The organism is Enterococcus sp. DIV1767, assembly GCF_050542585.1.
Classification (GTDB): Bacteria; Bacillota; Bacilli; order Lactobacillales; family Enterococcaceae; genus Enterococcus_D; species Enterococcus_D innesii.
The window spans coordinates 1,726,276-1,739,903 of record NZ_CP172936.1 but is presented as its reverse complement, the minus strand read 5'-3'; the positions used below and the strand labels follow the sequence as shown (position 1 = coordinate 1,739,903).

Here is a 13,628-nt window from a genome sequence, read left to right as displayed (position 1 = left end):
GTTCCGATGGTATAATAAAGCGACATCACATGATGAGCACAAAATAGAAAGGGGAAATGTCTTATGACAAATCAAATGAAGCAACATCAACTCGGAGGTTTCTCTTTTTAAGTGCGGCCTCCTAACTAACTGGAGGGAAATCATGGAAAAACAAGGAATTGTGGTCTTTCAGGCCAAAGATATCGCAAAAGTCCGCTTGACTACAGGAGAAGAATGTTTAGCAACAATTACAGGAAAATTTCGCCAGCATGCACTAGCACCCAAGGATTATCCTATTGTTGGTGATTTTGTACAAGGGCAGGTGTATGATCAAGATCATTTCTTGATTGATGCTTTGCTCCCACGAAAGAGTTTTTTACAACGAAAAGTAGCCGGAAATCGGACGGATGAACAAGGGATCGCGGCGAATATCGACACGGTTTTTATTGCAACTAGCGCCAATGAAGAATTCAATTTCGCTCGGTTAGAGCGCTTTGTCACGATTGCTTGGGACAGCGGGGCTAATCCGGTGATTCTCTTGACCAAAGCCGATCAAGTCACAGCTGGTGAAAAAGCAGAGCTACTGCAAGCATTAAACGATGCATTTGGTGTGAAAACATTTGCTACGTCCATTTTTGAACCAAACGAATTGCTGAAGGAAACGTATTTTTCTGATGGACAGATCAGCGCATTTATCGGTTCATCTGGGGTCGGGAAGTCCAGCTTATTAAATCAGCTTATGGCGCAAGACGTTCAAAAAACCAATGACATACGAGAGGATAGTCGAGGACGACACACGACGACGAGTCGTCAGTTATTCACTCTGCCCTCTGGCGCAATGATCATCGATACTCCTGGCATGCGGGAAGTTGGCATCAGTACCGTCCGCTCAGCTTCGATCGACCAATCCTTTGAAGCGATCAGCCAGTATGCTGAAGGTTGTTTCTTCCGAGACTGTCGTCATGAAACAGAACCGAAGTGCGCGGTCAAAGCAGCCATTGCTGCCGGTGAGCTTTCAGAAGACGCCTTCGCCCGCTATCGTAAAATGGAAAAAGAACTGGCGTATTTGAAGCGAAAAGAACAGATCAAAGAATTGAAAAAGTAACAATGAGCACTCCTTTCATTTAGGAGTGCTTTTTTGTGCGTTTCCAAAGAGTCTGGTTAAGTGGAGAAGAGGAGAGCCATAGACAATGTCCTTATGTTTTCACGAAAAAGGCGGCCAATTCCAAAGGGCACTACATGCTAAGTGGTTGAACTAAGCTAAGGTTGCCTAGCTGGTTACAAGCTGTCGTCAAGAAGCGCAGCATAAAAAACACAGTAGGGTGATTTCCCACTGTGTTTTGAGCAATGATTTGCCCCTGCCAAGGTACTTTCCAGTATAAAGGGTTGATCTGCAAATGACAACTTGAAAAAAGAGGGGGTCATTCGACAGAGCGCAAAATTTTCGTCATGGCTTTTCCTTTCGCCAGTTCATCAATTAGTTTATCTAGATAACGAATTTCTTGAACCATTGGCTCTTCGATCTCTTCTACCCGAATCCCACAAATGACACCAGTGATCTGTTTTCGCGCTGGATTGAGCTGTGGGGCTTGACTAAAAAAGGTTTCAAAAGAAAGCTCCTCATTCATCTGTTGCAGCGTTTCTTGGTCATAACCAGTTAGCCACGTAATAATCTGATCCACTTCTTCTTTTGTTCGATTTTTCCGCTCTGCTTTGGCAATATATAGGGGATAGACTTTCGCGAAACTCATTTGGGTGATCTTTTGATTTTTCATGATATGCTCCTTTAGTCTTTACACAAAGTATACGTTATTTTCTTCGTTTTGCCGAGATTTTCGACACTTGTTGTGTGCCCAAAATAGGCGAGGAGACTAAAGAATGATCTTTTCTTCTTGTTCACGAAACCCTAGTACTTTTTGACGTGACTCGCCATCCCAATAGAGCAAGTCCAAATTCTTATGCAGCATTAGCTGTGTATATAATTCTTTCAGCGTCAGAGCAGGCTTTTTGGGTTCGAAAAATAAAATCAATTGGTTATGGCTATCTTGAGCGATCGTCGTAAAAGGAATCAGGTTTTCTTTGTACGTTAAATAAATTCCTTGGTAATCCGCTGCACTCGATGACGTTGTCAGTGCTGTCAAGAGGTCTCTTGCTCTCATAATGAACCCGCCTTTACTGTTTTTTGTCGATAGGCATCGATATCCAACATGATTTTTGTTTTGCCGTACACCGTATACTTTTGTACCACGAATTGGTGGCGCTTATTCCAATAGCCACCCACGGTTAGAAACATGCCGTCATCAACATCCCCTAAAAAGTTCAAACTGTGCTTCGCAATCAAACAGTTGGTGGTGCCTAGTGTAAAGCGGACCAAAGGGGAGGGGGCAAAGGAAACGATCCTTATTTTTGAGACAGTGCCTTTTTGTGTTTGCATCAGGTGTTCCTCCTTTAGTAAGTAGTAAAAAGCGGCATCATTCGTTGAGATCAAACCATTTTTTCTCTTCATAAAAAGCAACATGACGAATCTCATCATAATGGATTTTTTCTGTTGTTTCTCCCGTCAAGTAAATACCTAATGGATCATAACCACTGATTTTCCCGATAATATCTGGAGGATAGCCGCCTTCTTCATTGACTTCTTCTCGTTGGATCGCCACAGTTAGGTTCTTTTTCATGGCTTCAAATAAACACTGATTGATTTCTTCCGTTGTGAGTGACGGCTTAGGTGGACAATCAAATTTACGTGTCGGCTCTTCTTCAATTTCAGTTGTATGCTCAGATAAAAAGAATCCTTGCCACTTTAGCTTTTTTCGATCTTCATATGGTTGCAGCATACCCATAGCAATCACCTCTTATCTATATAATACAAACATACGTTCTCTTTTGTAAAGCGAACAGATTTTTAAATTTCTGATTCTTCTATGGAACCCTTGCAAAGCCCAGCAGATAAGGAAGTAAAGGTAGGTCGTTTTTTTATACTATATCTGCTATAATTCACTCGAATGCAACAATCAACTTTTAAGAAAAGCAGCTGGGGAGAAGGGAATATGATGTCTGGATTAGTGGTGGTCATACTTACAATATACCTTGCAAGTAGACAGGATAAAGAACAGTGGCTTTTTGATCGCAAGCGATTGACTATTCTGGCGCTTATGTTTGTGATCGTCGGCATAAGTTGGGGATTAAATGACAAAATAATGAAGGATCCTCGGAACCAAAATATCAGCAGCGATTTACTGCTTAATTATTCGTTCCCCTTATTGATATGTATGCTAGGTTTATTTATCAAAGAAATCCACAGCTACGTCCATTGTATTGGCTACCAAGTGGTCAATCAAACACAAAGCAAATTCAATACGTAATAGGATACATTCTGTTCCGTACTTGTTGCAGCTAATGGGCAGCAACAATTGGTTTTCTGTTTTTAATTTTGAATTTGTATCAGCTGATAAAGAGGTTTAGAAAGGAGAAGGGGCGTTGAATCGTTAGAATAATTGCTTTTGGATCAATCCGAACCTTATGTATTTTATCCTAACTAGCGGCACTTTAAAGCAAAATCCATCCACTAGCCGTCGAAAAGCTAGTGGACAGCAGCAGGTTTGATCTTATTGGCAAATGATTCTAGTTTTCCAAAGAATGATCAACGGTGTTTTATTCAGGTTCTTTAGCAAAATATGGGCTTTTATGATGACCTATGAACATTACAATTATATGAAATAACGAAATGCCCTAAGTTATCTGCGCGATTTTAAGTTTGTTTATAGAATCATGTAACGGATATTTGTTAGCAGTTGCAACGTCTAAGCACCTGTATAAGAACTTTGAAACGGATTGGCTATATATGAATAAAGTTATAGAAAAAAGCTCAAAGATTTTCAAAATGATTATAGCATACACTCAAACCGATTGGTTCGTGAATCAAGGCTGATAGCTTGAATCTGTATTTGCTGAGATAAAAAAGACGAATCCGCAAGTAACTTGCTACAAGACAGTTTACAATGAACAATCTGTTGATCAGCAAATCATAAAAAAGAATCTGAAGAAACTTGTAAAACAAGAAATCTTAGTTTTAGTTGAATTTTAGGTAAATTAGTGACAATTTACGGATAAAAGCCATTTGGAGGGAGGTAAAATGATACAGAAGTGATATGAACTGTCTAGAATGGTACGAACTCTTTTTCGAATACATCTTTGTATAATATATATTATGTAAACTAGAATATAAAATTTTTCGAACACCGTATTTAACTGGTAATTTTACGACTCTCCTCCCTCTTATTCATGATTATTTCCTTCAAATTCAGCGAATTGGCAGCATAATAAAAATAAATGCTCATTTGAGCGATAGTTTTTTGATTTTTGTTTCTTCTACGAGGGAAACGAAATGCAACGTTTATATTTAATCTTGTTGATCCTTGAATCTTCGAATTCAAACTTTGTTTGCAGCTGCTGGCCAATCTCAATGAATCACTCAATGAATCGTTGTTCACGATCTTATCAGTAATGACTCGTAATGATTCGTACATAGCCCAGCAAATTTGTTCTAACTAAATAGCCTAATGGGAATCTTGATCACAGGCAAACCAGCAACGATAAACAAGAAACGTTTCGTTGCTTTTAGTTTTCACCTAAACGAATCAGATTCCCATAGCGAGTCCTAATCAAGGGATCACAGTCATTTAAGTACAATTTCTTCCTATTGCCGCCGATAATGTAATGACAGCTACGAAAAGTTTCAAACTATGTAATACAGGATCGCCAAAAGAACAATGATCGAAACGATCAAAACAAACGCTAGTTGATTTAAACGTTGAATAAGCAGGTTTTTCTTGTTTTTTTCAGATTTTTTTACTTCGTTTCGATAATATTCTCTATCTTTTGTTTCCATAAGTGCCAACTCCTTTTCCCTGATTTTATCGCTATCCTGAAATCATATGGTGCAATCAAGGCAATTTGTACGATTAACTAAAGTGGCAGGATCTTATTGATTGAAGACCTACAGTCGTCTGCGTATAGCGACTAAATAAGACGACTGACGAGCTCCAAGTGATTCATAACAGCGGCTTTTCGGATAACCCCCATGCCTGGAAATGAGCCTTGCTGATAAGCAGCAACTAACAGTTGCAGTCCAGCGGTTTGGGTAGGATGTTGCTCTTCGTGCTGCAATAATGCCTCCATGACTTGGAAAAACTTTTCTTTCTGGTTTGGTAATTCTTCCTCAGAAAATAAGTGAGTGATACGCAATGCTTGCTCAGTTGTTGGATAAATCCAATGCAAAACCAACCGCTTTGAAGGATAACTGTGCTCATAATAAATTTTGCTATCGACAGAAAAATCACTAAAACCCGCATAGCCCAATTTTTGATAACTGTGATGGGCATTTGAAAATCCTTCGTCCAAACATTCTGTATAGAAACTATTTTTGGGTAAACGGGTAAACGGATCTTCCATCAGTAGCTTGGGACCGTTGATTTTATTTAACAAACGAAACTCTTTGCCTACCAACACCGGCAGCGTATTTTCCCGCCAATCACTAGCGAGTGCTTGATCCGATTGATGAACAATCCAAAGGTCAGGCTTTTCTTCCACTGTTTCAATGGGACGATCTACGATCATTGCTTTAGGCCCAGCAACATTTTGTAACTCTGATAACCCTTCTGCCGTCAGAAAAGCCCCTGCCTGGGGATTGCGAATCAAATAAAAAGGATGTTGTTTCTTTTGAAATAATTCGATGGTTGTCCAGAACGTTTTTGATTGCTTGACTGGTTCAATGATCGGCTGGATCGCTTCTGATAAGCGATCTTGTTCCAATAAAGCTTTTAATGCCAACAAATCAAATTGTTTGCCACGAATATATGGGAAGTACATCTGCTTCTCTCCTTCTTACTCGCCTGATAAAAAACGTTTTTCCAGCGCTTCATAGGCTGCTCTGGTAGCGTCCAATTCTTCCTTCAACGCTTCGATCGCTTGTAGCTGAGTATCTTCAATAAATCGATCATAGTAATTGACCCCACCACCGAACAAGTCATACTCAGGCTGACGTTTCTTCAGTTCTTGGTACAAACGTTCTGTTGAAAATACCCGCAATCCTCGAGCAGTCTGTTTTGCTTTGCCGACTTCTCTTGCTTGTGCCGAAATCAGCCGAAACAATAAGGCATTTTCTGGAACCTGCAGCTCTTGCCGTTGGGGTTTCTTTTCGACACTGAAATACCCTTTGCTGCCCGTTTCTTTTTCAAGAAACGCATGATAGACCAAGACACCAATTGTAGGAGCAATCTGATCTTTGACTTTTTCGTACAATGCCTTGGGTAAGACAAAATAATTATAATTCCCAATAAAGGATAGTTTTGCTTTTGAGCGAAAATCTGCCAAACTGACTTTTAGTTCATAGCAACGCCATTCAAAGGTGTTTTCTGCCGTCAAGCGACAACTTAAGGTATCCACGATGCCATGATCGTCGGGCATGACTACCTCTTCTACCACAATATCACTGTTTTCACGACAATAATAATAAAGTGCCTCTTCCATTTCTAAAGTTAAGGATGTCTTCACAATTTCACGACCTTTGTCTTGTTTCACTTATTATAAAACATACGTTCGCATTTTGAAAGAGGGAAATAAAGGCAGCCTATTCCCTCACCCATTAGGGCATCCGTTAACGAGAATCTCTTCAACCGTCCTCTTTGTACCGCGGAAACGTAACACGACAAGCAACAAGAGCACACTAAGTTGAACTAGGAATAGACGCTTAAAAGGAAGATCAAATGTAAAGCCTGCGGGAAGATGAAAGAACCCGAAAAAATCATGCAGTGCTTTTTTACAAAGCCACAAACCACTGACAAATCCTATTACATAAATGACGGTGCTTTGTATGGTGATAAAGACAAGTTCTTCCAACGTGACCAGTAAAGGTGTTTGTCCTAATAATAAACGTATATGCAGGGATTGCTCTTCCTCACCGATTAAGTGATAATGATACATGTGGTTACACTGCCACAAAAAAGCACTGATCAATCCCAATGTTAACATTCCTAACGCAACGCGCAACAATTGCAAGAAGAAAATCCAACTGGCATAGGTGAGATCCGTCTGGATTTCGCTGTTATTTGATTCATACTGCAACCAGTCATGAAAAAACAACAGCCAATTTTCTGCAAAGATGGTAAGAATCAGCAAGAAAACAGCCAATAAACCACTCATTAGTAAACTGCGCCTGCGAAGAGCTGCGTGCCAGCCAAACTGGTAAGGATAGAAATAACGCCATTTGTCCATAGTACTCCTCCTTTTGGCATCTATTTTACAGAATTTTCCGAATTTAGACAAACACCATCTTGTTTACATAATATAATTATAGACAAAAAAGAATGCAGCACTCGGCCTACACTCTTTTTTGTCTATTACAAATACCTAGTCAGTAGCTGCAACAAACGCTGCGGAAATTCTGTTAGATTGGAAAGATCAATGAAGCGTTCTTCCCCATAAATCGCTTTGATCACTTCTTTGTCTTGGCCAATGGCAGCTGCCAGAAACAGCACCCCTTGTCGTTCGTAGTCAGCGATCACCTGCTGAATATCTTCTTTGGCTTTTACCCCTGTATAATCAGGAAGAGCCTTTGGCTGGCCATCACTGATATTCAAGAGTAATTTAGTAGTTGCCGGCTGATGAGCGAGCTTTTCAGCTAGTACGCGCAAGACTGCCCCATCACGGTTATTTTGCCGAGGCTTCATTGTCATGAGTTTCTCTGGCACAAATTCAAAACCTTCGTTAAATTCTTTGTAAGCAAAAAGCGAGGTCTTTTCACGAGCGGTCACATCTGCTGTATCGCCATAAATCATCAATGGCAAAGATAAACGCTCCGCGAACGCATTCACCGCTAAGACCGCCTGTTGCGCATACTGTATCCGATCATCTCTAATCATCGAACCTGATTCATCAATGCGCAAAGCGAGAGCTAAGGAAGGCTGTTCGTGAGGTGGATTCTTCTTGTCAAAGGTCCGAAAATCTTGATACGCGACCTTACTGGCATCAAAGCGTGTGCCACTGTACTTACCTTTACTGTATGCCGAAGCTTGTTCGTTTTCCAAAACTTCTTGGGTTTGCTTGATCAATGACTCTACGATCGGCAACAACGGCTGCAAACGCTGCTGGGCTTCAGCCGCTTTTTCTAAATCGACGGGTGGTCGATGAACGATCAGCCCTTCTTTGGCATGGATCGATTCTTTTAATGCTTGTCGAGCCGCCTTTGATGCCGTGGTTTTCTTTTCTTTTTCCTGGGTTTCATACGCTTCGATCGACAAAGAATGAGCAGTAGGAGCGGTCTCTTGTGTCTCACTCCCAGCTTTTGCTTGGCCATCGTGACTATTGCGTTCTAGTTCTTCTGAAAACGTCGCCTCAGTTGCTGCGTCTTTCGCTTCTTGTTTGTCAGAATCACTGGTTTCCATCGTTTCCGCCTCAGTTTCTTGATTGGGGGTCTCAAGGACTTGTTCATTTTTTAGGACGGTCGTGCCTTCTTCCACTACATTGCGCTGGTCCGCCTCTTCGCTGCTGATTCGGCGTCCTTTGATTTGTTCTTTAAAGGCATTTAACGGTTGTCCAGAAAACAAAAGCCGCAATTGCGCCAATAACCCTGAAGCTTCTAGCGCCTGTTGTAAAAGAGCAAGCTCATTTGGATCGGTGGTGATTTTGTAGAGCACTTTGCTATCAATTGCTGTAAAGGGATCTTGTCCTTGCTTGACTGCATTTAGCCAATAAAAATAGGAGCGCATGCCCGCCACCCCTTTGATGGCATTGGCTTTGGCGGTCACGTCTAGCAAGCGTATGATCTCAGCCATTTTCTCCGCAGTCGTTTTGTCCGGATAATTGGTTTTGGCAATGCCTCGCTGCACCATGACTGCCAGCTCAGGTAAATCCATTTTTTCAGCATGCTGCATCCGGTCTCGCAAGGATTCGTTCAAAGGACGGTTGCCTTGGTAATTTCGATTCGTGGTGATGACTACGACACAGTCAGGGTGCCGGCGAACAAAGCCAGTGGGAATATTCAGCATTCCATTTTGTTCAAGAGCAGAGTTTAAGGCCACTAGTACCGAAGCATCACGAATGACCGTTGGCTCTTGAATCTCAAGCAAATAACCTTTTTCCAGCGCCCGTACGATTTCCGAGGGATAAAACTTGTATTGAATCGTTGGTTGCTGATCGCTGGTTTCGATCCGCTCAATCAGTTCCGCAAATTTCGCCCGTGCCCGCTCACGAGTCAGGGAAAAATGCCGCTGGATCAACGCCAAGACATCTTCAAAACAATCACTTTGATAAATCGCATCCAGCAAGTCCTTATCTTCTTCTTGGTCGGTGTTGATCACTGGTAATAAAGCACCAAACACATCTGACTTATCCATATCCGCAAAGCAGGTGATTTTGGTGTAGGGCAGTTGCAGGTCGGCAGAAAGTGCCTTTGCCAACTGAGTTTTACCAGACCCAGCATCGCCTTCCAGCAACACATTGAAAATTTTCATTTCTGGATCCGTCCAATTCAACGCAATCTCTGATGCAATTCGTAGTTCTTCATCACTGGTCTGATGACTTTGTGGTTTTTTCCAAATCATTGTTTGTTCTAATTTACTAAAAGCGCGTCCTTTCGTTACGACAAAAGATGGTTGATGTTGTGTCATGGCAATCTGCTCCTTTTCTTAATAACCTAGCTCATCTAAAAGCCGTTTCAGGATTTTGAAGCGTTCGCCGTATAGCTCACCATCTTTTTGCAAGGAATCATAGAAAAGCAGAATGTCTTCATCGATTTTAGGATTTTCGGTGTCTACTTCGACGGTCATGCGATTTCCTTGCAGGCCAATGATTTCAATCAAAGGATTTTCAGGATCGTAAAACTTTTCATGGCGATAGGCCTCTTGAAAATACAAACTGGATTGAGCCACTAAGATCGCTAGATCCAAAATTCTCGTAAGCGGCAATTCTTCGGATTGTCGAGACCACTTTTCACCAGTATGGCGCCAGACTTTGCCGGAGATATCGACTTTCCCGCGATCATTCCATTGCGCCAATCCGAGGGAAAGGCCTTTTGCATCTGTATGTAACGCATTTTTTCCGTCAACAGTATCATAGTCTTCTACTTTAATGACAGGTTTATGCTTCAAGTTTTCTGGTATTTTCATTATTTTCACTCCTTGTTTAGTAAATTAGTAATTTACTAGATAGAGTAAGTATAATAAGGAAGCGGTTCTGGAACAAGCAAAAGGTCTTTTCTACTATACATAGACAACATAAACAGAAGTCTATAGAAAAAGCACCTTGATAAGGAGCTTCTAAAAAAGAAGCCTCTTAAAAAAGTGCTTTGCTATGTCGCCTTGATTTATTCACTCAATTGATTGAAAAAAAGGCGCAATTCTTGCTTTCTCTGACTTGTGAGCTGGGCTTTGGGAATGCCTTGGATCGCCCCCTCAATGCCATAGAGCATGTGCAGGCAAGCACCTGCATCGCATTGTTGGCGGATCGTTAGAAAAACCGCTTCGGCTTTTTTGGCGCGTAATTGCTCCGGGGTATTGATACCGATCCTAACGAAATGATCCGCTAAAACCTGTCCAACATTTGGTAACTTTTGCAGTTCATTCATAGGGTATCTCCTTTTTGATTATTGTCATCCTGCGCATCTTCCTCTTGACGAATCAACGAATAGAGCTTCATATCTAACAGCTGGTGATTTTTTTGCGCATTTTTTCGTAAAATTCCTTCCAACTCAAAGCCTGCTTTTTCCAACACGCGACAAGAGGAATGATTCTTAGCAAAAGGCTCAGCAAAAATACGAACAATATTTGACGTAGTAAATATATAGTCACATAGTTGCTGAACAGCTTTGGTCATCAAGCCTTTTCCCCAATATTCTTCTGCGATGTAATAGCCTATCTCAGCTGTTCTAAAATGGATGTTTTCTTTGCGAAGGGCGCTAATACTCCCCACAGCTCGATCATCCACAGTGATCGCAAAGGCGAATTCTGCCTTTGCGACAGATTGAATATAGGCTTGTGCATCTGCAACAGTGTAAGGAAAGGGGAGTCCATCTCGTAAATTACCATGAATTGTCTGGTTATTTAGAGCTCGAGCCAGATCATTTGCATCACTCATCTGCCACCTTCTTAAGGAACACTTCATTTCAACGCCTCCTTTGCCAGTGCTTCATTTTGATCCTATTGTACGAGCTTGTGTGTTTTTTTACAAGCAAAATTCAAAAAAAGATTGTTGAAAAAAACCAGCTAGACAAACGTCTAACTGGTTCTTTCCTTTACTGTCTCCATAAAGATAATTGCTTTCGTAAACACAGATAAATAAAAATTATTGCGCTGAAATAGCGATGCCAATGGCTTTTTCTCCTAAATGCGAGCCGATAACTGGTCCGAAGTGGCCAATCTCAATTTCGGCATTTGGGTATTTCGCTTGTAGCTTTGCTTTTTCTTCTTTGGCTACTTCTAAATTATTGGCATGGATTACATAAAATTTAACAGGCAATGCGATTTCTTGCTCCCGTTGACCAATGATATCTTCCGCGCGATTGAATGCTTTTTTACTGGAACGAATGCGCTCGTAAAGCACAATTTTTCCTTGATCAAAAGTCAAAATCGGTTTGATTTTTAATAATCCGCCAATTAAGGCTGCTCCATTGGTTAAGCGACCGCCACGAACCAAGTTATTCAAGTCGTCCACGATCAGATAGGCATAGGTATTATCTCTGATAGTGTCCAGATGGGAAATGATCTCTTCTACGGTTTTGCCTTGACTTGACAGATCAAGAGCGGTTTCTACCATGTGGCCCATCGGCATACTTGTGATTTTCGAATCGTAAGGAATGATTTGAACGCCTTCGATTTCATCGGTGATTCCATAAAGCGTTCCGATAAATCCAGAAATACCGCTTGATAAGTGGATACTAATGATCGTGTCGTAACCGCGATCTTTCAATGACTCATATAAGGCTAACACTTCACCTAGTACCGGTTGAGAAGTGGTTGGGAATTCTTTGCTGTTTTTCAGCAAAGCGTAATACTCATCAGCTTCAATGTCGATGCCCTCATTGTAGACTTTTCCATCTAAAATAACAGGGATCGGTATGATAAACAAATCTTCATGGTTTTTGATCCGTTCCGGCAGATAAGCTGTACTGTCAGTAACAACGGCTAATTTCATTCTTTTTCCTCGTTTCAACAAATTTCAAACGTCATTAATAATATAGCATAAATTTACTTACTTTCAAATGGTTTTCAGAACTTTTCATTCTGCTTATTCATTAAGAAAATTCCTGATTGCTTGTTGATTGGTTTCAAGATTAACGACTAACACACTTCCGGCACTCGCACTTGAACCGTATTGCCAAGAGTCAGCGACTGGGACAGTCAAGCTGTCGATCCCCCCTGCCCCACGAGCAATCGATAAGGTATTTTTTAATAGGAAAGACATTGGCAGGTTGGTGGAAGCATAGCCTAAAACTTTTCCTGCTGCATAAGGCAATTTTAAAACAGCTAAAGGATTTTTCATTTCGCTAAAGATCGCATCCATTACTTGCTGCTGTCGTCTTACGCGACCGAAGTCACCTTCTTCGTCCATCCGAAAACGTGCGTATTGCAACAGCTCAAGCCCATTCATTTGTTGTTGCCCTTGTTTGATGGCAACTTCAAGATTTTTACTCATATCTTTTTCCGCGTTGATAGCAACGCCTGAGGGAAACAGTGTATCGATCACTTTTTCAAAGGAACGAAAGTCAACTTTTGCATAATAATTGGTTTCTAGACCGAAGTTCTCTGCTAACGTTTGTCTGACTAAATCAGCACCACCAAAGGCGTACGCCGCATTGATCTTGTTTTCGCCATAACCAGGAATGGTCACCAAGGTATCACGCATAAAGGAAATGAGCTTCGGTTTTTTGCTAGGACCATCTAATTGCAAAACCATAATGGTGTCTGCTCGTCCAGCTTCTCCTTCACGACTATCACTACCAATGAGCAATATATTACGAGCACCATTTGCAGCGGCCGTACCATTAAAAGTCTCCTCATCAGTTGTAGCAAAAGCAGCGTCACTTCTTGCGACTTGCTGACCGACAAGAAATGCAATCAATGAATAGGCAAAAAGCACCAATAGTACCCGGATCACAATACGCAGAACTGGGTGCTTCCGCTTTTTCTTTTGTTTGGGTGGTTTGCTCTTCTTAAGCTTTTGCGCTTTTTGTTTGCTTTGTTCCTGACTTTGATGTATCGCAGGCCCCTGAGCAGATAGCGGGGGAATTGCACTTTTTCGTCCCTCAGTTTTTATTGATCCTACTTGTGTCTGTTCTCGGAAACTTTGGGCCACACGAGGGTCGCTTGCCCTAGACTGCTGGGTGTTTTGATAAGAAATATCTCCTACTTCCTCATCAGCAGACGGAGTAGAATCGCTCGGTCTGACGCGCTGGTTTCTTTTTTTGGCTTCTCTGCGGGCAAAGATACTTTCTTTGGCTGCCTGACTGGATTCCTTTTCTAGCCGCTCATGCAGTTTTTTATTTTTTTCCATCCTGCTCATTGCTTCTGATCCTCCAACTAAAAAATAGCTCTCTGTCTATAAGGATACCCTAGACCTTATAGAAAGAAAGCTATTTTCTGAAATTTTAACCTTTT

At 41.3% G+C, this 13,628-nt stretch carries 16 protein-coding genes; 2 read left to right on the top strand and 14 right to left on the bottom strand.

Going from position 1 to position 13,628, the window contains the following annotated elements; genetic code table 11:
• Positions 1 to 142: 142 nt before the first annotated feature.
• Entirely contained in the window at positions 143 to 1,084 is a 942-nt protein-coding gene (gene rsgA, locus IGI78_RS08375; RefSeq protein ID WP_368256851.1) for a ribosome small subunit-dependent GTPase A, read from the top strand.
• Positions 1,085 to 1,400: 316 nt separating this feature from the next.
• Here rsgA and IGI78_RS08370 read toward each other — a convergent pair whose 3' ends face one another.
• The 4 genes from IGI78_RS08370 to IGI78_RS08355 all read right to left on the bottom strand — a co-directional run bounded on the left by IGI78_RS08370 (position 1,401) and on the right by IGI78_RS08355 (position 2,819).
• A complete protein-coding gene (locus IGI78_RS08370; protein WP_086292379.1) occupies positions 1,401 to 1,754 on the bottom strand; it encodes a DUF2200 domain-containing protein in 354 nt (117 codons plus the stop codon).
• 96 nt (positions 1,755 to 1,850) lie between these two features.
• Positions 1,851 to 2,138, bottom strand: a complete 288-nt coding sequence (locus IGI78_RS08365; protein WP_005226077.1) for a hypothetical protein — start codon at positions 2,136 to 2,138, stop codon at positions 1,851 to 1,853.
• Positions 2,135 to 2,413: a hypothetical protein gene (locus IGI78_RS08360; protein WP_077453357.1), complete on the bottom strand. Its 279-nt coding sequence runs from the start codon at positions 2,411 to 2,413 to the stop codon at positions 2,135 to 2,137. The genes IGI78_RS08365 and IGI78_RS08360 overlap by 4 nt, the downstream gene beginning before the upstream one ends.
• 37 nt (positions 2,414 to 2,450) lie before the next feature.
• Entirely contained in the window at positions 2,451 to 2,819 is a 369-nt protein-coding gene (locus IGI78_RS08355) for a hypothetical protein (RefSeq protein WP_016611785.1), read from the bottom strand.
• A gap of 162 nt (positions 2,820 to 2,981) precedes the next feature.
• Here IGI78_RS08355 and IGI78_RS08350 point away from each other — a divergent pair, with 162 nt between their 5' ends.
• On the top strand, positions 2,982 to 3,341 hold the full coding sequence (locus tag IGI78_RS08350; RefSeq protein ID WP_430618572.1) for a hypothetical protein: 360 nt from the start codon (positions 2,982 to 2,984) through the stop codon (positions 3,339 to 3,341).
• 1,373 nt (positions 3,342 to 4,714) lie between these two features.
• Here IGI78_RS08350 and IGI78_RS08345 read toward each other — a convergent pair.
• The 10 genes from IGI78_RS08345 to IGI78_RS08300 all read right to left on the bottom strand — a co-directional run bounded on the left by IGI78_RS08345 (position 4,715) and on the right by IGI78_RS08300 (position 13,533).
• On the bottom strand, positions 4,715 to 4,867 hold the full coding sequence (locus IGI78_RS08345; protein WP_195265118.1) for a hypothetical protein: 153 nt from the start codon (positions 4,865 to 4,867) through the stop codon (positions 4,715 to 4,717).
• Between the two features lie 131 nt (positions 4,868 to 4,998).
• On the bottom strand, positions 4,999 to 5,847 hold the full coding sequence (locus tag IGI78_RS08340) for a sce7725 family protein (protein ID WP_195265120.1): 849 nt from the start codon (positions 5,845 to 5,847) through the stop codon (positions 4,999 to 5,001).
• A 15-nt stretch (positions 5,848 to 5,862) separates the two neighbouring features.
• The gene (locus IGI78_RS08335; protein ID WP_086292383.1) at positions 5,863 to 6,531 is read right to left on the bottom strand and encodes a hypothetical protein; all 669 of its coding nucleotides are present in this window, start codon (positions 6,529 to 6,531) and stop codon (positions 5,863 to 5,865) included.
• A gap of 84 nt (positions 6,532 to 6,615) precedes the next feature.
• Positions 6,616 to 7,251 (bottom strand): hypothetical protein, encoded by a 636-nt coding sequence (locus tag IGI78_RS08330; RefSeq protein ID WP_195265122.1) that lies wholly within the window; start codon positions 7,249 to 7,251, stop codon positions 6,616 to 6,618.
• A 125-nt stretch (positions 7,252 to 7,376) separates the two neighbouring features.
• Entirely contained in the window at positions 7,377 to 9,644 is a 2,268-nt protein-coding gene (locus IGI78_RS08325) for an AAA family ATPase (RefSeq protein ID WP_195265124.1), read from the bottom strand.
• A gap of 18 nt (positions 9,645 to 9,662) precedes the next feature.
• The gene (locus IGI78_RS08320; protein WP_005235941.1) at positions 9,663 to 10,142 is read right to left on the bottom strand and encodes a DUF6530 family protein; all 480 of its coding nucleotides are present in this window, start codon (positions 10,140 to 10,142) and stop codon (positions 9,663 to 9,665) included.
• A 197-nt stretch (positions 10,143 to 10,339) separates the two neighbouring features.
• Positions 10,340 to 10,600 (bottom strand): TfoX/Sxy family DNA transformation protein, encoded by a 261-nt coding sequence (locus IGI78_RS08315; RefSeq protein WP_195265126.1) that lies wholly within the window; start codon positions 10,598 to 10,600, stop codon positions 10,340 to 10,342.
• The gene (locus IGI78_RS08310) at positions 10,597 to 11,136 is read right to left on the bottom strand and encodes a GNAT family N-acetyltransferase (protein ID WP_192940713.1); all 540 of its coding nucleotides are present in this window, start codon (positions 11,134 to 11,136) and stop codon (positions 10,597 to 10,599) included. Before IGI78_RS08310 ends, IGI78_RS08315 begins: the two co-directional genes overlap by 4 nt.
• Before the next feature lie 180 nt (positions 11,137 to 11,316).
• Positions 11,317 to 12,165, bottom strand: a complete 849-nt coding sequence (locus IGI78_RS08305) for a DegV family protein (RefSeq protein ID WP_077453370.1) — start codon at positions 12,163 to 12,165, stop codon at positions 11,317 to 11,319.
• A gap of 93 nt (positions 12,166 to 12,258) precedes the next feature.
• On the bottom strand, positions 12,259 to 13,533 hold the full coding sequence (locus tag IGI78_RS08300; RefSeq protein WP_195265128.1) for an LCP family protein: 1,275 nt from the start codon (positions 13,531 to 13,533) through the stop codon (positions 12,259 to 12,261).
• Positions 13,534 to 13,628: the final 95 nt, after the last annotated feature.

Coding starts and splice junctions, on each gene's coding strand:
- IGI78_RS08315 (WP_195265126.1), bottom strand. CDS start 10,600: ATGAATGAACTGCAAAAGTTACCAAATGTTGGACAGGTTTTAGCGGAT.
- IGI78_RS08325 (WP_195265124.1), bottom strand. CDS start 9,644: ATGACACAACATCAACCATCTTTTGTCGTAACGAAAGGACGCGCTTTT.
- IGI78_RS08310 (WP_192940713.1), bottom strand. CDS start 11,136: ATGAAGTGTTCCTTAAGAAGGTGGCAGATGAGTGATGCAAATGATCTG.
- IGI78_RS08320 (WP_005235941.1), bottom strand. CDS start 10,142: ATGAAAATACCAGAAAACTTGAAGCATAAACCTGTCATTAAAGTAGAA.
- IGI78_RS08305 (WP_077453370.1), bottom strand. CDS start 12,165: ATGAAATTAGCCGTTGTTACTGACAGTACAGCTTATCTGCCGGAACGG.
- IGI78_RS08370 (WP_086292379.1), bottom strand. CDS start 1,754: ATGAAAAATCAAAAGATCACCCAAATGAGTTTCGCGAAAGTCTATCCC.
- IGI78_RS08345 (WP_195265118.1), bottom strand. CDS start 4,867: ATGGAAACAAAAGATAGAGAATATTATCGAAACGAAGTAAAAAAATCT.
- IGI78_RS08360 (WP_077453357.1), bottom strand. CDS start 2,413: ATGCAAACACAAAAAGGCACTGTCTCAAAAATAAGGATCGTTTCCTTT.
- IGI78_RS08350 (WP_430618572.1), top strand. CDS start 2,982: ATGCAACAATCAACTTTTAAGAAAAGCAGCTGGGGAGAAGGGAATATG.
- IGI78_RS08300 (WP_195265128.1), bottom strand. CDS start 13,533: ATGAGCAGGATGGAAAAAAATAAAAAACTGCATGAGCGGCTAGAAAAG.
- IGI78_RS08355 (WP_016611785.1), bottom strand. CDS start 2,819: ATGGGTATGCTGCAACCATATGAAGATCGAAAAAAGCTAAAGTGGCAA.
- rsgA (WP_368256851.1), top strand. CDS start 143: ATGGAAAAACAAGGAATTGTGGTCTTTCAGGCCAAAGATATCGCAAAA.
- IGI78_RS08340 (WP_195265120.1), bottom strand. CDS start 5,847: ATGTACTTCCCATATATTCGTGGCAAACAATTTGATTTGTTGGCATTA.
- IGI78_RS08330 (WP_195265122.1), bottom strand. CDS start 7,251: ATGGACAAATGGCGTTATTTCTATCCTTACCAGTTTGGCTGGCACGCA.
- IGI78_RS08365 (WP_005226077.1), bottom strand. CDS start 2,138: ATGAGAGCAAGAGACCTCTTGACAGCACTGACAACGTCATCGAGTGCA.